Source organism: Rosenbergiella nectarea, assembly GCF_900111105.1.
GTDB lineage: Bacteria > Pseudomonadota > Gammaproteobacteria > Enterobacterales > Enterobacteriaceae > Rosenbergiella > Rosenbergiella nectarea.
In genome coordinates this window covers 228,716-251,635 of the sequence record NZ_FOGC01000001.1, presented here as the reverse complement: position 1 = coordinate 251,635, position 22,920 = coordinate 228,716, and the positions used below count along the sequence as shown (strand labels likewise).

17 protein-coding genes are annotated in these 22,920 nt (G+C 47.9%); 7 read left to right on the top strand and 10 right to left on the bottom strand.

The genetic code is table 11. From position 1 onward, the window contains the following. Window positions 1-24 precede the first annotated feature (24 nt). The gene (locus BMX14_RS01190) at window positions 25-1,842 is read right to left on the bottom strand and encodes a S6 family peptidase (protein WP_092671558.1); all 1,818 of its coding nucleotides are present in this window, start codon (window positions 1,840-1,842) and stop codon (window positions 25-27) included. Between the two features lie 520 nt (window positions 1,843-2,362). Here BMX14_RS01190 and BMX14_RS01185 point away from each other — a divergent pair. The 4 genes from BMX14_RS01185 to BMX14_RS01170 all read left to right on the top strand — a co-directional run bounded on the left by BMX14_RS01185 (window position 2,363) and on the right by BMX14_RS01170 (window position 6,067). Next, window positions 2,363-3,442, top strand: a complete 1,080-nt coding sequence (locus BMX14_RS01185; protein WP_092671555.1) for a glycosyltransferase family 4 protein — start codon at window positions 2,363-2,365, stop codon at window positions 3,440-3,442. Between the two features lie 12 nt (window positions 3,443-3,454). Next, window positions 3,455-4,363, top strand: coding sequence for a glucosamine inositolphosphorylceramide transferase family protein (locus BMX14_RS01180; RefSeq protein WP_230527215.1), 909 nt, complete (start codon window positions 3,455-3,457; stop codon window positions 4,361-4,363). A gap of 155 nt (window positions 4,364-4,518) precedes the next feature. After that, entirely contained in the window at window positions 4,519-5,076 is a 558-nt protein-coding gene (gene ssuE / locus BMX14_RS01175; protein ID WP_092671549.1) for an NADPH-dependent FMN reductase, read from the top strand. 145 nt (window positions 5,077-5,221) lie between these two features. Continuing rightward, window positions 5,222-6,067 carry an MFS transporter gene (locus BMX14_RS01170; RefSeq protein WP_092671546.1) on the top strand — a complete coding sequence of 282 codons (846 nt, stop codon included), beginning with the start codon at window positions 5,222-5,224 and terminating at the stop codon, window positions 6,065-6,067. A 37-nt stretch (window positions 6,068-6,104) separates the two neighbouring features. On the opposite strand, the gene BMX14_RS17090 is transcribed toward BMX14_RS01170, so the two are convergent. The 3 genes from BMX14_RS17090 to BMX14_RS01155 are packed head-to-tail and all read right to left on the bottom strand — an operon-like array spanning window position 6,105 to window position 11,028. Further along, window positions 6,105-7,235 carry an efflux RND transporter permease subunit gene (locus tag BMX14_RS17090; protein WP_092671543.1) on the bottom strand — a complete coding sequence of 377 codons (1,131 nt, stop codon included), beginning with the start codon at window positions 7,233-7,235 and terminating at the stop codon, window positions 6,105-6,107. Between the two features lie 55 nt (window positions 7,236-7,290). Further along, window positions 7,291-8,220, bottom strand: a complete 930-nt coding sequence (locus BMX14_RS01160) for an FAD:protein FMN transferase (RefSeq protein WP_092671540.1) — start codon at window positions 8,218-8,220, stop codon at window positions 7,291-7,293. A 21-nt stretch (window positions 8,221-8,241) separates the two neighbouring features. Next, window positions 8,242-11,028 carry a flavocytochrome c gene (locus BMX14_RS01155; protein ID WP_092671537.1) on the bottom strand — a complete coding sequence of 929 codons (2,787 nt, stop codon included), beginning with the start codon at window positions 11,026-11,028 and terminating at the stop codon, window positions 8,242-8,244. 374 nt (window positions 11,029-11,402) lie between these two features. Here BMX14_RS01155 and BMX14_RS01150 point away from each other — a divergent pair, with 374 nt between their 5' ends. Continuing rightward, the gene (locus BMX14_RS01150) at window positions 11,403-12,911 is read left to right on the top strand and encodes an anion permease (protein ID WP_092671534.1); all 1,509 of its coding nucleotides are present in this window, start codon (window positions 11,403-11,405) and stop codon (window positions 12,909-12,911) included. A 69-nt stretch (window positions 12,912-12,980) separates the two neighbouring features. Here the strand turns inward: BMX14_RS01150 and BMX14_RS01145 are convergent, their stop codons facing one another. From BMX14_RS01145 to BMX14_RS01125, 5 genes are all read right to left on the bottom strand, one after another. After that, the gene (locus BMX14_RS01145) at window positions 12,981-14,375 is read right to left on the bottom strand and encodes a glycoside hydrolase family 1 protein (RefSeq protein ID WP_092671531.1); all 1,395 of its coding nucleotides are present in this window, start codon (window positions 14,373-14,375) and stop codon (window positions 12,981-12,983) included. Between the two features lie 15 nt (window positions 14,376-14,390). Beyond that, window positions 14,391-16,319, bottom strand: a complete 1,929-nt coding sequence (gene bglF / locus BMX14_RS01140) for a PTS beta-glucoside transporter subunit IIABC (protein WP_092671528.1) — start codon at window positions 16,317-16,319, stop codon at window positions 14,391-14,393. A 119-nt stretch (window positions 16,320-16,438) separates the two neighbouring features. Continuing rightward, entirely contained in the window at window positions 16,439-17,281 is an 843-nt protein-coding gene (licT, locus tag BMX14_RS01135; RefSeq protein ID WP_092671524.1) for a BglG family transcription antiterminator LicT, read from the bottom strand. A gap of 118 nt (window positions 17,282-17,399) precedes the next feature. Further along, complete coding sequence (locus BMX14_RS01130) at window positions 17,400-17,948, bottom strand: GNAT family N-acetyltransferase (protein ID WP_092671521.1); 549 nt, start codon at window positions 17,946-17,948, stop codon at window positions 17,400-17,402. Window positions 17,949-18,038: 90 nt separating this feature from the next. Beyond that, window positions 18,039-18,749, bottom strand: a complete 711-nt coding sequence (locus tag BMX14_RS01125; protein WP_092671518.1) for a PilZ domain-containing protein — start codon at window positions 18,747-18,749, stop codon at window positions 18,039-18,041. A 380-nt stretch (window positions 18,750-19,129) separates the two neighbouring features. Between BMX14_RS01125 and BMX14_RS01120 the strand changes: the two genes are divergently transcribed. Beyond that, window positions 19,130-19,984 carry a nucleoside-specific channel-forming protein Tsx gene (locus BMX14_RS01120; RefSeq protein ID WP_092671515.1) on the top strand — a complete coding sequence of 285 codons (855 nt, stop codon included), beginning with the start codon at window positions 19,130-19,132 and terminating at the stop codon, window positions 19,982-19,984. A gap of 179 nt (window positions 19,985-20,163) precedes the next feature. Continuing rightward, on the top strand, window positions 20,164-21,543 hold the full coding sequence (locus BMX14_RS01115; RefSeq protein ID WP_092671512.1) for an MFS transporter: 1,380 nt from the start codon (window positions 20,164-20,166) through the stop codon (window positions 21,541-21,543). 52 nt (window positions 21,544-21,595) lie between these two features. Here the strand turns inward: BMX14_RS01115 and BMX14_RS01110 are convergent, their stop codons facing one another. After that, entirely contained in the window at window positions 21,596-22,912 is a 1,317-nt protein-coding gene (locus BMX14_RS01110) for a c-type cytochrome (RefSeq protein WP_092671509.1), read from the bottom strand. Between the last annotated feature and the right edge of the window lie 8 nt (window positions 22,913-22,920).

Sequence of the window (22,920 nt, the reverse complement as noted above, 5' to 3'; positions counted from 1 at the left end):
AGTCGAGGCATTGACATTAGCGTGTTAGCTAATCCTCAGCTGCGACTGAGGCGCAACATTAATCTGCGTAAAGTCGTAATCCTTCTCATCCCAATCATTCGAAAAATAGACGCCACCAGCATGTAAAACCTGCTCACCGCCTAAAGTGACTCGGCCTTTATCAATATCGAGTTGGTGGGCAATCGCCCCACCTCGCAAAGTCCACTCCCCTTGCTGATTATCTGGCGTATAAGCTAATGACAGTTGTGATTGAGAGGCTTGTTCACCAAAAGAGCCAACGAATTGGGTGTTATTCCCGGTTACCGTCACAACCGCTGCACGAGACATATCGCGGTTAACGATATGGGCACCACTATCGTTGTGGTTAATATTGGTAAAAGAGAGATCATTACCCTGAACATCTAGGGTGCCGCCCCGATAACCGAAGCGAATATTGTCAGGAGTAACCTGATTCGCATTATTAAGTTGAACCGTTGGTCTACCACTCATTATGGTCACTGTGGAAAAGGCTTGTGACGCTCCACTGCTATCAGGCTGTTGGTCGAGTATAACCAGCCCATCACCTACATTTAATGCCCCCTGATTGACACCTACCCCTTGTATCTCGAGTGTCCCGGCGCCAATTTTATGTAAAGCATCATTTTGCAGTCCGTTCACTTTCCATAATACACTTTTCCCTTCATCAACCTCGATCCCTCCGCCAACCCACGTCGCTTGCTTTCCCTGCTCTGATTCGACGGTATAGTTACCGGAAAACTGAAGTTTCCCCGCCCCCATATTCACAGAATCAGTCAGCAACAGGGTATTTCCCTCGCCACTAAAAGTAAGATCTTTAGTTGCATCCAACTCCGACTGAGAGGCCAACGAAGGGGCCAAGTCACGGTATTTTTGGTTAAGGCCCTGCCAGCTCCAACTGTGATCAGTTTGGGTTATCGCTTCCGGTCGCCAATAGAGCACCCCGTCACTGGCATTATCGGTTACTGGCACAGAGCTATTCATAGCTAACACTCTATCCAGATAACCATCCGGGATATACTCTTCACCACTGACCCGATTATAGATACCACCGTTGCTAATCGCAGCATGGTGAACCCCTGCTAACCGCCATATTTTATCTACCGTATCGTAGACAAAAACAGGACTGCCACTGTCTCCCGGACGGGTCGCGTTACTAAAAGGTGAAGAGTTGGGATCATCCGGGCCGACATTTTTCCAACGCAGGGTGCCGTTCGGAAACGAAACCGTTGCATTAGCCATAGTTCCCCCCGTTTTCCAACGATACGCATCGGTGATCGACGTTTCTGATTTTTGATCGTCACTAACTTGAAGTTGGTAACCTGCCCCCACCCGTGTATACCAAGTGTACCGGTTGCGATCTCCTTGGCGTATTGTGCTTTTATCGACCGTGGCGACAGGCGCGGCATCGGTCACGACTTTATTTAAACGAGGTAAATTAAAATCAACGCTTGAAACGGTGCTGGCATTACGGTTGATCAGATAATAAGAGGGGGCAAACTTCGCTTTATTCCCGAACTTTATCGCGCCATCAATAGAGTAACTGTTGTGGCGGACACTGGCCATGTAGGAAGATCCTACTAAAGTGATATTGCCTTTATCTGCCACCATACCAAAGTCAGGAATAGGAAATGCTAAGTAGTCGTCTAATTGCCCATCTTTTCGATAAACTGGGACGTGGGTGGCGCCCACTTTATATTTACCGAGGTTTTCACCAAAGTCTCGGTAGTCTTGTACAGCAATATCATGACGCATAACGGATGCGGAAGAATAAGCGGTATAGAGTGCTGAACAAATAAGAGCAGCTAATTGTTTTTTTCTTATCAAGAGTATAAATCCCAGTGGTAAATATAAGTATTATTCACGTCAGTACCCTGCGTTTACCTCTTAGACTTATGAATTCTTAGCGCCACATTTATTAGCGATCATAAAGTTATGAATTGATCGCTAAGAAAGGCCATTGACTTAGATAACGTCATCTATTTTGGGAAAATTTAGCCGGTACTCACAATATGAGAAGCGACTATTTTGAGTGATAGTGATGAAGTATTTTTTGATTAATAACATTAAAATTTTAAAAATACCTGCTTATTGTTCAATTGATTTTTTAAAAATGAGAACCGTTATACAAAAAAAGATAAAAAACCCTCCCTTTATAAGATTACTATTAAATTTTAATTGGTTAATTCACTGTCGGTCCCTCAGCCGGTAATTAGGCTATGTATACATACGGTTGAACTTTACCCCAGCAAAATAGAGAAAATTTCAGATTATCAGTAAAAAGCTGATTGTCATCGTAATCATGCGCCTTGGTCCATTGTATAAAATCCTTGAATGGGTGTTACTGATGAAAATTCATTATCTCGTGACAAGTTTAGAGACGGGCGGCGCTGAGTTCGCTATCCCCGATATTGTGACGACCTTAAAAAATCTGGGACACGATGTCTCGATTATTGCCTGCGAACCCCGCGATAGGGGTGCTGTCCCTCGTCTTGTTGCGGCAGGATTAAGCTATCGTTTACTGGCATCACGCCGTCGCTTCCTCCCGATTATCTTAGCCAGTTATCTATCGATAATCCGTCAGGATCGGCCAGATATTATCTGGACCTCATTAAGTTTTGGTAATTTAGTCGGTCAGTGTGCAGGCAAACTCTTAAATATTCCCGTTGTGAGTTTTAAACACAGTGCTAGCGTGCGTCGTTATACCTACCGTTTACGCAATAGCTCCGCCTTGTGGATTGGCGACTCACAGACTGTTGTGGATTATCTTCAGCAACAGATGGGAATTCCAGCCGATAAAGTAATGGCATGGCCTTTATTTCAATACGACCAACACGCCCCTCAAGCTCGCTATTGGGATGGCGAATCTCGATTACAGATTGGCAGTGTTGGGCGCCTACATGAAGTCAAACAATATGCGGCGTTGATCGATGCATTAGGTACGTTTTTGGCGCGCTATCCCACTTTACGTAATCGCTTACAGCTAACGATTTTGGGCGATGGTCCCGAACGGGAGCGGTTAGAAGATAAAGTCATTCAATGGAATCTACAGGATATTGTCTTACTGCCCGGCTTTTCTGATCAGGTTCACTCCTTTATGGCTGGGCTGCATCTTTACGTCCAACCTTCACGCTATGAAGGGATGTGTTTAGCATTACATGAAGCGATGAATGTCGGTCTTCCGGTCATGGCGACACCCGTTGGTGAGATGCGTGATGCGGTACAAGCAGGTAAAACCGGTTTTGTCCTTGCGGGCGAACTGGACGTGGCCTTGGCCTCAGCACTGCAACAAATATTTGCTACGCCTAGCGTATTACAAGAGTATGGTAGGCAAGCTCGTCGCTATGTAGCCACTAAATTTAGCCATCAGCAATTTGTGCAGGCTGCTGAGCAGATTGTGGCGAGACTACCAACCACAACACATTAGCCTAGATAGGATATGATGAGCCTATTACAGACCGAAATTTGGCGAGTCGGCGTAATCAATGCGTCGATTCAAGATGTCGCTCAGGCCGCTTCACTGGCGCACTTTCCCATTACATGGATAGGGGCCGACAAATCTCTCTGCTTCTTAGCCGATCCGTTTGGCCTATGGCGGGAGGGTAAACTATATCTCTTTGCTGAAGCCTATGATTATCGTACCAGGTGGGGTCATATCGAGGCCTTTGTATTGGATAAAGACTTCACTGTATTGGAAAAACGAGTCGTGCTTAAAGAAGATTGGCACCTCTCGTACCCTTATGTGTTTGAGGCGGAGGGTGAGATATGGATGCTACCTGAAGGATATAAATCGGGCCGCTTAACCCTTTATAAAGCGGTAGAGTTTCCTTGGCGCTGGCAAGCTGAGCCGCGTTTTTCCTTTCCCGACGCTGCGATTGATGCCACCCCTTACTTCCATGACGGGCGTTGGTGGATGTTTTATACCCCTCCCGCCCCCAAAGCGGCACGCACCAATACGTTAAAACTGGCAACGGCTGATCACCTCTTTGGGCCATGGAACGACGTGTCCGTCCAAACGCTCCGCGAAGATATCCATGGCGCGAGAATGGGCGGCACGCCTTTTATCCTCGACGGGAAGCTTGTTCTACCGACACAAGACTGTAGCCGGACTTATGGCGGAGCCTTACAACTGCTCAGTTTGCCCGACCCGAGCTTAGCGCATCCCTCTCTTTGCCAAGCTAGACGTATCGAAGCACCAAGCAGCCATGCTCCCTTTAATAACGGATTACATACCTTGGCACAAGCTGGGCCGGTAACGTTGATTGATACTAAACGCACGATTACAGGCTCCCCCCATCGTTTGGCCATTGAGCTTATTCGCTTAGGGAAACGGGGGGAAAAAAAGTAAACACTTAACCGAATGATGGCGCTATCTTGGCAAGTCGAGATCAGCGTCCAATGAGATAACCCTATTTATAGATAACTTTTGCTAATTTTTTTACTTCACACTGGCCCGAAAAATCGCCACACTGGTGATCTATCTCACATAAATAAGGCTAACTAATGCAAATTTTATTAATAGGGGGGAGCCCAGCCCAACGGTCACGGACTCAAATTCTATTAGACCATTCGGCAGATTGGTTAAGCCATCGTGGTGCTCAAACCTTAACTTGGCGTGCGACCGATATTCCGGCTGAAGTCTTACTTCATGCCCAGTTCTCGCATCCCTCTATCGCTCAATTACGAGAGGATGTCGCGCAAGCCGATGGGATTATCATCGCTTCTCCCGTCTATAAAGCCGCCTATACTGGGGTGCTGAAGGCGATGATCGATCTCTTACCAGAACGCGGGTTCGAACATAAAGTTGTTTTACCATTGATGACGGCAGGTAGCGCTAATCACTTGTTAGCACTCGATTTTAGCTTGAAGCCTCTCGTCGCGGCGTTGAAAGCGGAAGAGATTATCAGTGGCGTTTACGCCAGCGATCAACAAATTCACTATCCTGATGCCGATCACCCGGCAAGGATTGATGAGGACGTTAAACGCCGTTTACAGGATAACCTTGAAGCTTTTTATCAAGCCTTGCAACGTCGCCCATCACAACAGCAGGCAGTTGCCTAATCCTAATCTTGCTTTCTAGAACAATGCACTAGGAAGGAAGAATATTAATGAGTCCGATTCACAAGGCCTAGCAAGGATTGCTGAGTATTATTGCTAGCTAATCAGGTAAAGTAGCCTCCTACTCTTCACTGACAAACGGCGACTCATGAGACCACCCTATCATCGTCCAGTCTCGACTGAGGGACTGCCTTTTATTCTTATCCTCAGCGCTTTAATGGCGTTTACGTCGCTCTCCGTGGATATTTATCTTCCCGCGATGCCAATGATGAGTGCAAGCCTGCACGGGAATACTGAATTAACGATTACTGGCTTTTTGATCGGTTTTTGTCTCGCTCAATTGGTGTGGGGGACACTATGCTGGTTACCCGAAACCTTACCCCCGCAGCGGCGGGTGCAGGCATCTTTACTGCAAGTCTTTGGTAATTACCGCGACCTACTGGGCCATCGCCAGTTTATGCGCTTTACTCTAGCCCTGACCTTTTACTATGTGTCTGCCTATACTTTTATCACGGCCTCACCCTTTGTTTACATCAATTATTTTCATGTTTCTCCACAACATTTCGGCTATTTTTTCGCGGTCAATATCCTAGGCGTGATGGGTATGAACATGATCAATCGACGCCTAGTACACCGTTTTGCCTTAGAGCGATTATTAAAAATAGCCGTAACCTTGTCAGCCAGTGCGATGGGGCTGTTAGCGGTAACGACTTATCTGTCGGTGGGCGGCCTAGGCCTAATGATGGGGTTAGTCTTTATTTTCTTCGCCATGAATGGGGTCATCGCTTCGGTGACTACGGCTGCGGCACTGGATACCGTACCACAAGTCACGGGGGCCGCTTCGGCACTCATGGGGTCCCTGCAATACGGCAGCGGTATTCTCTCTTCTGCCTTGTTGGCGCTCTTCAACAGTGGCACCCCGTTTACCATGGCTCTGATGATGGCGAGCTTTACGCTAGCCAGTTTTGTCATGAGTTATTTAGCAAAAGAGTGACAAGCAGACTGGGCCCTTGAAGGGCCCAGTCTACGGTCTACTCTTCACCTTCTTTGGGCTTTCCAGGAAAACGTCGACGGATCACCACGAAGAAAATCGGTACAGAATAGATAGCAAGTAAGGTTGCCGCGATCATCCCACCTATCACGCCAGTCCCCACGGCATTTTGCGCACCCGAGCCTGCACCCGACCCGAGTGCCAGCGGTAACACCCCGAGAATAAAGGCCATGGAAGTCATCAAAATTGGCCTTAACCGCATACGTACTGCCGAGAGCGCCGCCTCGATCAGCCCTTTATCGGCAAGTTCGATCTCATCCTTAGCAAACTCGACAATCAAGATGGCATTCTTAGCCGACAGACCAATAGTCGTCAGGAAGCCCACGACAAAATAGACGCCTGAAGTGCCCAATGAGAGCATCGCTTGGCCTGACTGCCACACACCAACCCCTACCGCCCCTGCCGCGTAATCGCCGCCGCCCGCCACGATAGGAATAGCCGAAGAGAAGCCCCAGCGCTGCTGGTATTCTTCTCGTAAGTAGCCACTTACTTGGGGGCCTTCAAGCAGAAGGGGAACCTGTTGCAGTGTTAAACCGCAAGCGTCGAGTAACGTCTCATCCCACTGACGGGTCGCCACATTCAGCCAAAGAGTTCCTGAGGCATCCGACATGTCGGTGGCATAACAGCCGGAGAGTTTCCAACGCAGGTAGTCTTTCGGTAATAAAACTTGGGCGATTTGACGAAAAATATCCGGTTCATGTTCAGCGATCCAGAGCATTTTCGGGGCAGTCATCCCCGTCATGACCTGATTCCCGGTGATGCGCTCAATGGTAGGGGCTCGCTGATTAAGCAGTGTACACTGTGATGCACAGCGCCCATCGTTCCACAATATTGCTGGCCGTAGAGGCTGCCCATCGCTATCGACTAATACTGCCCCATGCATCTGCCCTGTCACCCCAATAGCCTTGACTGCCTGCAGTGGTACACGCTTGGCGAGCTGGTCGAGCGCTTGCTCGGTCGCTTGCCACCACTGTTCCGGCGCTTGTTCTGACCAGAGAGGGTGAGGATGGTCGCAGGTTAATGAGACAGATTGACTGGATTGGACCTTAAATTGTTCATCCATCAATACCACTTTAACGCCAGAAGTTCCTAAATCGATACCAAGATACATGGGCCATTCTCCTGACTAAGGCAGCTTCCACCCTAAGCATTATTGATAAATAATTCTACTGATTTAGATCGAGAACGTGACATTGGAAGTGGTGCTGTGAGGAACAAATAATCTGGTTATGACGAGTGATCATTACCGCTTCGATCTCTGGATGATGGGCAAGCCAGGCGAGGCTCTGTTCAACCCCCATGCCGTACAACAACGTGCTGTAGACATCACCGATCAACGAGGACTCACTAACCACCGTTACGCTCAGCAAGTCGTTATCCAAGGGGTATCCCGTCCGGCTATCCAGAATATGGTGATAGCAGCGCTGTTGATGGAGGAAGTATCGCTCGTAAATCCCTGAGGTCACCACCGATCGTCCACTTACCGCCAAGCGAGCACTCAGAGTGTGTGGAGAGCTAAAAGGCTTACGTAAGCCAATCTGCCAAGGATGATCTACGGGCCGTGAGAGGGTATGAATATTCCCACCTAAATTGATCAACGCATAGGGTTCTTGCTGTGACTGTAAATATTGGCAGACTTTATCGGCAATATAGCCTTTGGCGATTGCCCCTAAATCAATTTCCATCCCAGGTTTGCGTAGAAAAATAGAGTGGGTGTCGGGATCCAGCTGAATATCGTGTGGGTCGACCAACGCCAAGGCCTTATCGATCTGGCGGCTAGGCGGGGGACACTGCCCACTAAAGCCAATACGCCAAGCTTTGACCAACGGGCCGATCGCTAAATTGAACAAGCTTCCCGGCAAGAGGCTGACTTGCCGAGCGAGTGATACAAGTTGGAAAATAGCATTAGGTACCACGACAGGGTGCCGACCGGCGGCACGGTTAACCGTCATCAACAATGAATCCGCTCGATTAACCGTTAGCAGCGCCTCTTGCTGCTTAATAAGTTGAAAAACTTCACGCGCACGCTGCGGGTTTTCTTGGGAGAGCGATAAGCGAATCGGCGACCCCATCATTACCGCCTGATAATCTGCCATACCGCCTCCCTTATTACGAAGTTAAACCGTTTTAACCCAATTAGCCGCCTGCTCACCGGCTAATAACCCGAAGATAATGATATCGGCCACCGCATTACCCCCTATACGATTAGCCCCATGGATCCCCCCGACCACTTCTCCAGCGGCCCAGATCCCCTGTAACGGATGATTGTGAGTATCCAACACTTGTGCCTGAGTCGAAATGGCAATACCGCCCATAGTATGGTGGACACCGGGGGCTATCTTAATCGCATAAAAAGGTCCCTTATCCAACGGATGCCGTAATGCCGTTGTACGTCCAAACTGAAGATCTTGTTGCTGACGGACGGCTTGGTTGAAGGTGTCAAGGGTCTGTGTCAACACACTTGGATCCATGCCGATCTGTGTCGCGAGATCGTCGATACTCTCACCTTGGACCACAAAACCTTTCGCGATGTATTCATCTGCGGCTTTGTTTTGCGATCTGACTTGCTCGTCAAAGACGATCCACGCACTCTTCTCCGCTAAGCCAATGATCTGCGCAGAGACCTTGTCACGGGTTTCCATTTCGTTACAGAAACGAACGCCGGCTTGTGAGACCAATATCGCCCCACCGCCACGAATCGATTCAGAGATAAGATAGGCACTTTTTTGCTCGACGGTAGGGTGTATTTGAATTTCCGCCATATCGACGGTCGCCGCACCGAGGTTTTGCAATAAGGTAATACCACTACCCGTGGCACCTTTATGATTTGTGGTGACAAATCCTGTTAATTCAGGACGATAATGTTCAACCATTTTAGTGTTGGCGCTAAAACCGCCAGTGGCGACGATGACCGCTTTGGTCTGCAAGACGCGGCTTTCACCATACTCATCGATAACCCTCACCCCAGAGACTTTCCCTTGATGAAACTCAATATTATCGGCCTTAGTGTCGAGCAGGACTTCGATATGACGCTGAGTAAGGTTTTTCACTAAACCACTAATTAAAAACCCCCCCACCGCAGAACGATCGGCAGGACGGTGGGTTCGGTCAATACTCATCCCACCGGTGATCGTAATATCGCTCAACACGATGTCCTGTTGAGCGAGCCAATTTATGGCGTCCGGCGCCCTTTCGACAAATTGCTGCAGTAAATCGGGATTATTTTTAAATTTTCCGCCCTTTAAGGTTTCTTCATAGAAGCAGGCTTTAGTATCCTCAATCCCTTTTTTCTGTTGATAAAAAGTTTGTGCCGCATTCATCCCTACGGAGGCTTTGAGGGTATTTCCCCCTATCGTCGGCATACGCTCAACCACCACGACTTTCGCCCCCAAATCGTGGGCGTTGATGGCGGCCGCTAATCCCGCACCGCCGCTACCAATCACAATCACGTCGTAGTGTTCTAAACTGGCTGGGTCGACCCCACAATCTTCTGCCCAATGTTTAGTAGAGGTAGAGAGGGCGCGAGATACCGCTTTTTTGAGCGCCTCGCTCTGGGTAGTTGCCCCAGCAATCGCATCAACATAAGGACTATTTGCCACTAACATCCGGGTGCGTAGCTGTTCAAAGGTCTGGGTAAAGTCGACATCCAAACTACTGTCCGGTTGCAAGCGAATATCCGTGATCCGATCGGTATCGAGCTGAACATCAATGATCAGTTTGAGCGCTTCTGCTTCCACTTTTTCATGGTAGACCCCGGCTTTAAACTTCTTACCGACATTTTGGACATCGCGGATCATTGCATCGACCAAGGAGAAGTACCACAGTGGTTCAGGAATAGAGAGTGCTTCGCGTTGCGTACTCTCCATCTCCAACGTTAAGGTCTGACCTGAATGGAGACGCTGGCACCAATCCGGATAAACAATACAGGCTTTACCCACCGCTAAAAGATCGTAGCCCGCAGCGAGGGCTTGATCGACATCCGATCGATTAACAATACCGCCTACACCGATCACCGGGACTTTTGCCAAGCTTGAGGAGGGCGAGATCGCTTGCCGATATCGGGTGATCAGCGGCGTATGATCCGTCAGATCAATAATCGATGATCGCGACCAATGTCCTACCGAGAAATGAACATAGTCAAGACCGCGTTGGGCCAGTTTTTCGAGAAGATAAAGGCTATCTTGGAAGGTAATCCCCGGTTTTTCCATCTCTTCGGGAGAAAAGCGGTAACCGATAATAAAATCATTGGCTTCTGCACGATCAGCCATCTGATGGGCAATATCAAGGACGGCTAACGGAAAACGGCTGCGCTTTTCTCGATCGCCCCCCCAATGATCTTCCCGTCGATTAGAATGCGGGGAAAAAAATTGCTGGATTAAATAAGTGTTTGCCCCGTGGATTTCTACCCCATCGAAACCGGCTTTAATCGCCCGGTTGACTGCATCACCAAACTTAGTGATCAGTACGTCGATCTCTTGGCAACTGAGTTCACGGGGAGTTGTTGCCCCTTCACGAGCCGCCGCCACAGCGCTCGGCGCAACCGGGGTTTTACCACCGATCAACTCAGGTTCAACCATCCGTCCACCGTGGTAGATCTGTAAGATCGCGAGCGCATCCTGTTGTTTAATGGCGCTCGCAATGCGGGCCAGGCCGGGGATCTTTTTATCGCTATCAATACCCAATGCTCCCGGAAAAGCCGGTCCCAGAGGCTCGATAAAACAGCACTCGACAATCACGGCACCCAGTCCTTGGGCACGTTTACCGTAATACTCGACTAAGTCTTGCGGAACACTCCCGTCGTAAAACCCACTGCAGGTTGTCATAGGGGCCATAAGAAGTCTGTTTTTGACGGTTTTACCTTTTGGGAAACACAATGCGGTATTCAAGACGTTATTAAGATCCATTAGCGCTCCAGAGGCTATCATTGCATGGCTAGAGAGAGATATTTCTCTCACTATAAGCCGATGTGATTTCCCCTCCCCTTCGTCTAGATCAAAGAACGGTTATAAATTGAGAAATGAGTACGTATTGGAAATAAGTTAAATACAAATTTAAACACCCCTTAACAAATATTTAACCATATGATTTTTAAATCATTTCTACAAAATGACGCCAAATTTGTTTAGGATCAAAAAATTAATAAACTTTATGCGAGCTTGCCAGGCACCCCTTTATCTTTTGATAGAAATCAACACCTCACTGCGTAAAAAATCGATGATGGTGAAGATAAATTCGACTGCATTCTCTCCTCCATCGATAGATTACTGAGTGATTATTCATGATTAAGGACAGTGAACAAAACGTTTCTCCTGCTCCCCCCCCGACATCAGGGCGAGCAAAAAAAACCATTATTTTTCTTCTTCCCGCCTTGATAGCTTTACTCTTATTAGTTACTCCAGTGCCAGAGGGATTATCCCCCCATGCTTGGCACTTTTTTGCTATCTTCGCTGCGGTGATTGTTGGCTTGATCTTTGAGCCGCTACCGGGTGCTGTGATTGGCCTAACGGGGATCGTGGTGGTCGCGATCTTCAATCAATGGCTATTGTTTAGCCCTGAACAATTGGCCGATCCACAATTTAAGACCGCAAATCAAGCCTTTAAATGGGCGGTAAGCGGCTTTAGTAACTCAACAGTCTGGTTAATTTTTGGCGCATTTATGTTTGCCGCAGGCTATGATAAAACCAACTTAGGTCGACGCTTAGCCTTGATTCTAGTAAAGTTTCTCGGCCGTCGCAGTTTAACCTTAGGCTATGCGATTACCTTCGCCGACCTATTATTAGCGCCGTTCACTCCCTCTAATACGGCACGTAGCGGCGGAACCATCTATCCAATTATCGCGAATCTCCCTCCGCTTTATGGCTCGAAACCCAATGACCCGAGCGCCCGTAAGATCGGCTCTTATTTAATGTGGGTCGCCATCACGGCAGCCTGTATCACCAGCTCAATGTTTTTATCTGCGCTGGCACCCAATCTGCTTGCGTTAGCGCTAGTGAAGAGCGTGGTCGGTATTGATATTACGTGGGGGAAATGGTTTTTAGCTTTTCTTCCCGTGGGGATTTTACTGATTGTCACCATGCCGCTCCTGGCTTATTGGCTATACCCTCCGCAAGTCAAAGTTAATGAGCAGGTGCCGAAGTGGGCAGCCAGCGAATTAAAGAAACTCGGTAGGATGTCGCGTAATGAAATTTTACTGCTGTGCTTTGTCTGCTGTGCTTTACTGATGTGGATCTTTGCTGCCGCATGGATAGAACCGGCGATGGCGGCATTATTGGTCGTGGTGTTGATGTTATGGACGGGGGTACTTTCTTGGAACGATATCACCAGCAATAAACCGGCCTGGAATACCTTTGCATGGTTTGCCACATTGGTAGCCTTGGCTGATGGCTTAGCGAGAGTCGGCTTTATTCGCTGGTTAGGTCAAGAGGCAGGACTGATGTTAACCGGAATTAGCCCAACCGTTGCAACGGTTATGCTCTTTTTAGCCTTCTACTTACTCCACTATCTCTTTGCCAGCTCAACCGCGCATACCACTGCACTGCTTCCCGCTATACTCACTATAGGTGCCGCGATCCCTGGTATCGATATGCCGATTTTCTGTTTGTTACTCGTGACCTCTCTAGGCATTATGGGGATCATCACCCCCTATGGTACCGGACCGAGTCCTATTTATTATGGTAGCGGCTATTTACCGACCAAAGACTACTGGCGACTAGGTTCGATCTTCGGTGTGATTTTCTTACTCGCCTTACTGTTTATTGGTTATCCTTGGATGAAGATGATTTTCTAAAACTCTGAAACACCATCTCGTCATACCCGTAAAAAAAAGAGAGGCATCCTTGGATGCCTCTTTCTTGTTTTACGCTTTTAAACTCGCGCCGTGCGTACGAATCACTTCTTGATACCAGTAAAAACTTTTCTTCCGTGTTCTTGCCAAGGTGCCAGACCCATCGTCTTGACGATCCACGTAAATAAATCCATAGCGTTTACTGATCTCGCCTTTTGAAGCACTGATAAGATCAATTGGCCCCCAGGAGGTATAGCCAAGTACATCGACACCGTCTTCCATTGCTTCGCGTACCTGGACAAGATGGTCATTCATATAGCTAATGCGATAGTCATCTTGGATTTGTCCCTGCTCATCAGGCTGATCTTTAGCACCCAATCCATTTTCCACGATAAAGAGAGGCTTTTGATAACGATCCCACAACTCATTGAGTAATGTACGTAATCCTACTGGATCGATCTGCCATCCCCATTCAGACGCTTGGAGATGGGGGTTCGGCACCATGTTAAGAATGTTGCCGCGGATTTTCTTACTCAATGCTTTATCGGCGGTGACGCAACCCGACATGTAATAGCTGAATGAGATAAAGTCGACCGTTTGTTTGAGAATGTGTTTATCCTCTTCCGTAATCACGACATCAATGCCTTTATCGCGGAAGTAGCGCAGCATATAGCCTGGGTACGTCCCCCGGCATTGTACGTCGCCAAAGAACAGCCATTTACGATTTTCTTGTAGGGTTTCAAATACATCGTTGGGTTGGCAAGTCAGTGGATAGACCAGCCCTCCCAGCAGCATATTGCCAATTTTTGCGTCCGGAATCAGCAGATGGCAGGCGCGAACGACTAAGGCACTGGCCACTAACTGGTGATGGATAGCTTTGTAGACATCACTTTCACTGCAGCCGTCTTGCAGTCCCACACCGGTCAGCGGCCCATGTAGGGACATATTGATTTCGTTGAAGGTCAGCCACCATTTCACTTTCTCAGCGTAACGCTTAAACACCACCTTGGCGTAACGCTCAAAAAACGTGATCACTTCCCGGTTTGACCAACCGCCATATTCCGTAACCAAATGCCAAGGCATTTCATAATGCGAGAGAGTGACCATCGCTTTAATACCGTGTTTTGCCAGCTCATCAAACAATTTATCGTAATAAGCCAGACCCGCTTCACAAGGGGTCAGTTCGTCGCCTTTCGGGAAAATCCGTGTCCAAGCAATGGAGACACGAAGTATGCCAAACCCCATCTCACTAAAGAGCGCAATATCCTCTGGATAACGATGATAAAAATCGATTGCGGTATCTTTCAGGCTAAAAGTATGACCTTTACGGTCGCTCACATCGCCAAAGATGCCCTTAGGTTGGACATCTGAGGTCGAGAGTCCTTTACCTCCTTCTTGCCAAGCACCTTCTACTTGATTCGCCGCCACGGCTCCGCCCCACAGAAAATCGGTTGGAAACTGTTTCATTGTCATCTCCTTAACTTAGGCTGTAATAATTAATAAAGGCTGTTGCACGATTACTTCGCTGTCTGCTACACACTCCACGGCACTAAAATCATCGCTATTAGTGACCAAGATCGGGGTAACCAAAGAGAGCCCAGCATCAGTAATAGCTTGGCAGTCAAAGGTCAGGAGTAACTCTCCTGCAGTGATAGGATCGCCCTCCGCCACATGCAGGGTGAACGGCTCACCTGCCAACTTAACGGTATCAATACCGACATGAATCAATACCTCGACCCCCTGTTCACTGCGTAATCCCAGCGCATGTTTAGTCACAAAAAGTGATTCAACCGTGCCAGAAAAGGGAGCACGGACTTCCCCCTTATTAGGTAGAATAGCGATACCTTGACCAAGCAACCCTCTGGCAAAGGTAGGATCGGGAATATCGGCCATCGCTATGACCTGCCCAGTCATTGGGGTAAGAAGCACCAGGGTCTTCGCTGTAGGAATATTACCGGAATGCGGCGATGGCTTAGTATCAGGTGCCGCTGGGTGTACCGATGCCCCGGTTACGGAGGCAATGCTAAGCAACTGGGTATGACGGCCCCAGACATAAGTTCCTAAGCAACTCACACTAAGCGCGACCGCAGTACCGATAAATGCTCCCCATACTGTGCTATCGATACCAGTAGGGGGGATAATTTGAATAAGTGTAAATATACCCGCGATCCCAAAAGAGAAAGAAGAAGTGCCGGCAACGCCGACGATGGCTCCCCCAATTGATCCAGCAATACATCCGATCATAAAGGGTCGGCGGAGTGGCAGGGTTACCCCATAGATCGCAGGTTCAGTCACCCCGAAGATCCCAGCAGAAAATGACGATCCTGCTAAGGCTTTTTGACGAGGATCTTTGCTATAAAGGAAGACGCCAAGAACAGCGCCAACTTGTCCCATCACCGCCGGCAAGAGCAATGGCATCATCGAATCTTGTCCGAACACCGCAAGATTATTAAAGATCAGCGGGACTAATCCCCAGTGAAGGCCAAAAATTACGCAAATCTGCCATACCGCCCCCAATGCTGCGCCGGCTAACCAAGGTGCGAAGCGATAAATCACTTCATAGCCTTCCGCCAGCAGATGGCTTAGCCAAGTGGCCAAAGGGCCAATCCCTAAGAAGGTTAAGGGAACGACAGTCGCTAAACAAATAACCGGCGTAAAAAAACTGCGAACCGCCAGAGGCAATAGCGGTTTGATGCGTTTTTCGAGCGCACAGCTTACCCACGACGCTAAAATAATCGGGATGACCGAAGAGCTGTAATTGATAAAAACGATCGGGATCCCGAGAAAATGTTCTGTTAATTGCCCAGTTTGGCCCGCTTCAAATGCTTTGATCATTAAGGGATGGGTAAGCGCCCCACCAATCACCATGGTGATAAATGGGCTACCGCCAAATTTTTGCCCTGCGGTATAGCCTATAAATAACGGAAAGAAGAAAAAGAGTGCATCACTGGCTGCAAACCAGATTTGATAGGTCCCACCTTCGGTGGTTAACACCCCACATGCCACTGCTAACGTAAGCAGCCCTTTCATGATCCCGGATGCAGCCATCACACCAATGAAGGGGGTAAAGATCCCTGATACGATGTCGATCAATCGCGCTAAGAGCGTCGATTTTTTCTCAGCGGTGTCTAGTTTTGCCTCGTTCGGATCCTTAGCACCTAACCCAATGTTTGAAACTGACATAATTGCTTGATAGACATCTCCCACCTGATTACCAATCACCACCTGGAATTGTCCACCACTGTTCACCACAGCAATCACTTCGTCCAGACTCTTGAGACGTTCTGTGTCGGCGAGTGTTGGTTGTACTAATTTAAAGCGTAGGCGTGTTGCGCAGTGAACGAGACTCGTAATATTCTCCTTACCGCCCACGCCTTCAATAATCTTTTCCGCGAGTGATTGATAATCCATTTGCCCTCCAGTGATCGGTGATAACGTTTAATTCCCTTTAAAAACGAAAAAACCCAGGACCCGCCGTGTTCAGACGAGACCCAGGTTTTGCCTACCTAAGTAGTAACAATCCTGTCAATTTACTGTGATAACTCTGCTTCTTTACGTAACTTCTCTATATGTAGCGTTAAAAATAATAACTCTTCTGGTTGAATTTGATGCTGATAATGCTGCGACAGATGTTTACCGACTAACTCAGCCGCTGACCACGCTAGCTGATACTGATTATGAACAGTTTCTGTTAATTCACTCTCTTCACTATTAACCTGTGTGTGCGTCAAACAACGCTGCGCAAAGAACTTTAAGTGCGTGACAAACCGGTGGTAACTAAAACTTTTATCGTCATAATTAATACATAAATGGTATTTCACCAGATTTAACATTTCTTGCATTAGGCGAGTCACTTGGGTGACTTCTTGCATGTCACCTTTCAGCTGGGCGGTGACAAAATGTAGCGTGATAAAACCGGCTTCATCTAACTGCAGCGTAACCCCTAGTCTTCGTTCGATAATTTGTAACGCCACCACCGCTACTTGGTACTCGTTCGGATAAAGATGTTGAGTTTCCCATAACAGACGATTATGCAGGACGATACCATTACGTTTTCGCTCTAATGCGCCGAAGCAGTGATCGGCCAGTGAGATAAATAAGCTCTCTTGCAAGGAACCCAGCTGCTGGCGAGCGTAAGTGACGATACGATCACAGGTCAGTAACACATTGAGGGGGATCTGTTGAATGAGATCGGCAAAATGATCAAACAGTGGATTATTCTGTCGCGCAAAAATCTTCTCAATTTTACTGTGATCGATGCTGTCGCCACAACGTTTCTGATAGGCGATACCGCGACCCATAATAATCTGCTCATCCTTTGAGCCTTGTTGAACAACCACAACGTTGTTGTTCAATATTTTGACGATCTTCATCTCACCCCTTCACCCTATTTCAGGCAATTTGTCAGACTCGCCAGTGTGCCTCAAGATGATTATCGGTAAAACGTGAGATAGATCGCCAGAATCCCCTCTTTTAAGTGAATGCCTTGTCTTAAGACAATAAAAGACCTGAACGCTGTAAAGCGTAAAGCAGATGCTCGGCTAAAGGATGTTGTGCGGGAATATGGGGGTGGTTAAAGGTGCGCTGCCGAGTCATATTCAGTCGCTGCATCAAGCGTTCAGACCGATAATTATGCACAGAAGTGAAGGCAACGACTTGCTGTAAGCTGAGATTTTCGAAAGCGAATTGCAATACTCTCTCGGCGGCTTCTGTTGCCAAGCCTTGGGACCAGAAGGACGATGAGAAACGCCAGCCAATTTCAACGCAAGGCGAGAAGGTGAATTTATCAGGTTGCTCATGCAGGCCGCAGAAACCAATAAATTGGGCAGTCGATTTTAGCTCCACCGCCCAAAAACCCCAGCCTTTACGCTGAATGATAAGCCGAAAGGTTTTGGCCAGCTCATCGCTCTGCGTGGCGTCGAGAGGGTTCATAAAAAAACGCATTACCTCCGGATCTTGATTCATTTCCCGAAAAGGGATCAGATCGGAAGTCTGCCACTGCCGTAATCGCAAACGTTCTGTTTCAAGTTCCATTAGCATCCCCTTAACATCGATCGTCTTCTAAGTGTAGAAAATGAATGAATCAAAGATAATCAATACCTTAAAATTCAGAAAATTCATACTACTGGCTTAACGTTTACGATTGAAGTTCACCTCAAAGGTATAGGCAATCTTATTAAAAGTCCGTTGCGTAATAAGCGACAGATTTAAGAAGCGCATCGAGATGCGGTGAGTCAGTTCAGGGTGGTCCACTAAAGGCTCGTCGAGGGGAGCTAGAGAGATCACCTCAACATTAACTTTATATTGGCCGTACTCTCCTAAGTTCAGATCAACCTTCTTGAAGATTGCCCCTTGTTTAAACGCTAGATTTGGGATTCCTCGGCTGAAAAGCCCGATTCCCCCCGTAGAGAAATTGTCGACAAAAAAACGATGTAACTCAACATGGCCTGGCAGGTGAATAGCAATCGAAAAGGCTTCTCTCAACGGCACGGGAACACGTAAATTGAGACGGCGTTGAATATAGGAGAAGGTGGGAACAAGTTCCCCTAGCCATTGCTGCTGCCCCTGTTGTTCGACAATCACCATATTGGTGATGCTAAAGATAATTTTAGCCTCACTTCCCTCAGCCACTAGTGTCAACGGCGAGGTTAAGAGGGGACCACCATGAGGAAGCAATCGGATACGACTCCCTTCCATTCTCACCAAGGTAAAGTTTTGGTTATCGTCATCTAAAGCAGCTAACACTAAGGTCTGTTGCTGCTTTTGAAATGTTCGCAATATTGACGCGAGTTCAAATCTGTCTTCGCGTAATGAAGACGATTCAGATTCTGAATTCATCATAAATGGCATCCTTTAAAGCAAACATACGGCCTAATGTGACGTAATCAAGCACTTATCTAGGAAAGGGGTTAGCAATCAACCGATTAATTGTTCATTTTTTCAAATATTAGCATGGCTTTACCCTACAATCGACGAGTATCCCCAATCGCCCCACGCCCACTGTCTAATTATTCATCTGTTAGTCAATAATTGATAAATAGTTCAATAGCATGCTCATAATATGTGATCTCAATCACATTATAATTTTTTTATAGTGCCGCAAAAGCACACCTTTAAGGGTAAAATCTCTGCCGACAAACAGGATATGCACTTTTTTACTGACCGTTACGATCTTGTGGGACCCATTTTTCGCGTTTTACATCCTCGATGAGCAAATAATAATGAAATATAAATCACTGATAGCCGCCACAGTATTAGCCTCAACCGCTGCAACATCCGCTTGGGCAGATGACTCTTCCGAATACCTTTCTGATTGGTGGCACCAAAGTGTCAACGTTGTCGGCAGTTACCACACACGTTTTGGTCCTCATCCAAATAACGATATCTATTTAGAATATGAGGCCTTTGCGCATAAAGATTGGTTCGATTTTTACGGTTACGTCGACGTACCTAAATTTTTTGGCGTAGGTAACGCAAACGATGTCGGAATTTGGGATAAGGGTAAAGGCTCGCCATTATTCATGGAAATCGAACCGCGTTTCTCGATTGATAAGCTTACCAATACTGACCTCAGTATCGGTCCTATCAAACAGTGGTATTTCGCGAATAACTATATCTACGATATGGGACCTAACGATAAAAATCGTCAAAATACGTGGTATATGGGGTTAGGGACTGATATTGACACCGGCACTAAACTCTCACTGTCCTTAAACGTCTATGCCAAGTACCAGTGGGAAAACTACGGTGCGGCCAACGAAGATAGCTGGGATGGTTATCGCTTCAAAGTGAAGTATATGTACCCGATTACCACCCTGTGGGGGGGTAACTTAGCGTATATTGGTTTCACCAATTTTGATTGGGGGTCTGACCTCGGGAATAACAGCACCGTGCGGACGAAAAACTCCATCGCTTCTAGCCATATCTTGGCCCTGAGCTACGCGCATTGGCATTACTCTTTCGTGGCCCGTTATTTCCATAACGGCGGCCAATGGGAAGGCAGTGCGGATCTGGGTGGCTCGCGCACCAATAATACTGGCTGGGGGTATTACCTGGTCGCGGGATACAGTTTCTAATTTCAGAATCCGATTGGAAAGCTACCCTTTTTAGGGTGGCTTTTTTTTATCTTAATCCTGCACAAATTTCTGATCCTGGCTGTTAACTTGCTTTATGCTGGATAGACGTGGGGCTCATCCCACTTAATAAAAAAAAATAATATCCTCAATGCAAACAGAATGTGAATGGAAACCTGCTAATGAGTGTTGATAATACTGCATCACCGCCCACCTCGCTTGCCGCACGAATTGATGCGCTGCCCGCTACGCGTCCTTTGTGGATCTTTATTAGCCTGTTGGCGCTCGGCGGTTTTTTTGAACTGTTTGATCTGTTTGAAACGGGTTATATCAGTAGCGGTCTAGTCGCGGATCATATTTTTCATGTTGGGCAAGCCGGGCTTTTAGGGATCTCTGATCAGGCCGCTTTTGCCTCGGTAACCTTTCTTGGTCTATTTGTTGGCGCAAGTCTGCTCGCTCCCTTCGCCGACCGTTATGGAAGACGGTTAACCTTTATTTTCGCGCTAGGCTGGTACGGTTTTTTCTCGCTGCTTATGGCATTTCAGCAAAGTAGCGAAGGTATTTTACTGTGTCGTTTTTTGGTCGGGATAGGGCTTGGCGTTGAGCTAGTGACAATTGACACTTATCTCGCAGAGTGGACCCCTACCCGCCTGCGAAGCAAAGCGTTTGCCTTCGCTTTCTTTGTACAATTTCTATCAGTACCTGCCGTTGCCCTGCTTTCATGGTGGCTGATCCCTCAACAATGGCTTGGCTTAGCTGGCTGGCGCTGGGTGATTATTATCGGCGCGCTGTGCTCACTGATTATTTGGCTTATCAGACGACAACTTCCTGAATCGCCGCGTTGGCTGATGGAGAAAAATCAGGTCCACGCTGCCCACCTTATCATGATGGATATGGAGAAGCGCTGTGGCGCTCCGATTAATACCGCCCTGCCTCTTCCGTCTTCTCAGCGCAAAGCGAGAGGTAAATTTCGCGATATTTGGTCACCGAAATGGCGTAAACGTACCGTCATGTTAATGGTGATGAACTTCTTTCAAGCCATCGGCTTTTTTGGCTTTGGTAACTGGTTACCTACGCTGTTATCGGGCAAGGGTGCCTCGCTGTCACACAGTTTAGGGTATGCATTCTTAATTACTCTAGCCTATCCGCTAGGCTCACTACTTTGCACACTCTATGCCGATAAATTTGAAAATAAATGGCAGATTGTCGGGGCTTCGTTGATGACGGTGGTATGTGGGACAGGTTTCGCGCTCACTCAGCAACCTTGGATGATGATCGTCTGTGGTTTCCTCATCACCTATTCCAACGCATGGTTGACCTATAGCTATCACGCCTATCAAACAGAGATCTTTCCGACGGCGATTCGCGCTCGCGCAGTCGGTTTTTGCTACTCCTTTAGCCGCCTTTCTACCGCCCTCAGTAGCATACTTATTGGCGTTATTCTGACGTCTGCCGGAAGTCGCGCCGTGGTCCTATTTATCGTCTTTAGTATGTTAATGGTCGTGCTATCTGTCGCGATTTGCGGCCCCACCACCCGCGGTAAAGACCTCGAAGATATTTAAAAAAAACGCGGTAACCCTTAGGATTACCGCGCTGTTCTGATAAGAAAAACGATTACTGACGTTTTTCTAGCGTTTCAATGCTATGACTACCTTGCTGACCTTTAACGTCGTCCTGTTCGCGAATTTTCGCGACATCACTGGCCGATACCGTCGAAGACTGGGTATTCCCCCAACTGCTGCGCACAAAATTAACCAGGTCCGCGACCTGCTGATCATTCATCCGCCAACCAAAGGCAGGCATAGTGATCGCAGTAGGTGCCCCAGCCACGGCCGGTAAACGTGCACCCGTTAAGATGATGTGAATCAGCGAGGTAGGATCGTCGGCCAAGACGACTGGGTTACCTTTTAACTGCGGGAAGAAACGCTTGTAGCCAGTTCCATCCGTCTTGTGGCAAGCCGCACAGCTGTCAACATATTCACTTGCACCCGCTTGCTGGTCGTCCCCTTTCCACAGAGCCTTCGCGACAGTATCGTTGGCAGTGAACGGCGGTTGATGGGGATCTTGTGGGGCCAGAGTTTTCAAATAGCGTGCAATCGCCGTGATATCAGCATCGGTCAGGTATTGCAGACTATGCTCGACCACATCAGTCATGCCACCGAAGACGGCGGTTTGGTCATTGCGGCCATAACGCAAGAACTGCTCAAGTTCTTGCTGGCTCCAACGGCCTAAGCCATCGCGATTATCGCCACGCAGGTTACTGGCGGTCCATCCATCAATCGGTGAGCTGCTGCCTGCAAGATAAGTTGTATTATCTTGCCCATTAAGGACTTTCTCTTGCATGGTAATGCTACGTGGTGTGTGGCAAGCGCCACAGTGTGCTAACCCTTCAACCAAATAACGCCCACGGTTAACACTTTCGTCATCCTGAGTGGTGGGTTCAAAAGGTTTTACCTCTGGTGCAAACATTTTACGCCAGATCGCCAGCGGCCAGCGCATTGACAACGGCCATGGGATATCGGTCGCTTTATTCTCTTGATTGATTGCCGGAACACCCTGCATAAAGTAGGCATACAGCGCATGCATATCTTCATCGCTCACGACTGCATAGGAAGGATAAGGCATAGCCGGATAGAGCGTATCGCCGGTTTTCGCAATTCCCTGGCGCACGGCCTTTTGGAAATCATCGTAGCTATAATCACCAATCCCAGTCTGCTTATCAGGCGTAATATTGGTACTGTAAATCGTGCCAATCGGTGTTGCCATCGCTAAACCACCGGCAAAAGGTTTACCCCCTTTCGCGGTATGGCAGGCGACACAGTCCCCTGCGCGCGCTAAGTACTCGCCACGTTTGACCAGCTCCCCCGAGGTTTCGGCTAATGCACCAAAAGAGACCAACGCTAACACTAGGGTTAAAAAAGTCTTTTTCATTCGCCTCT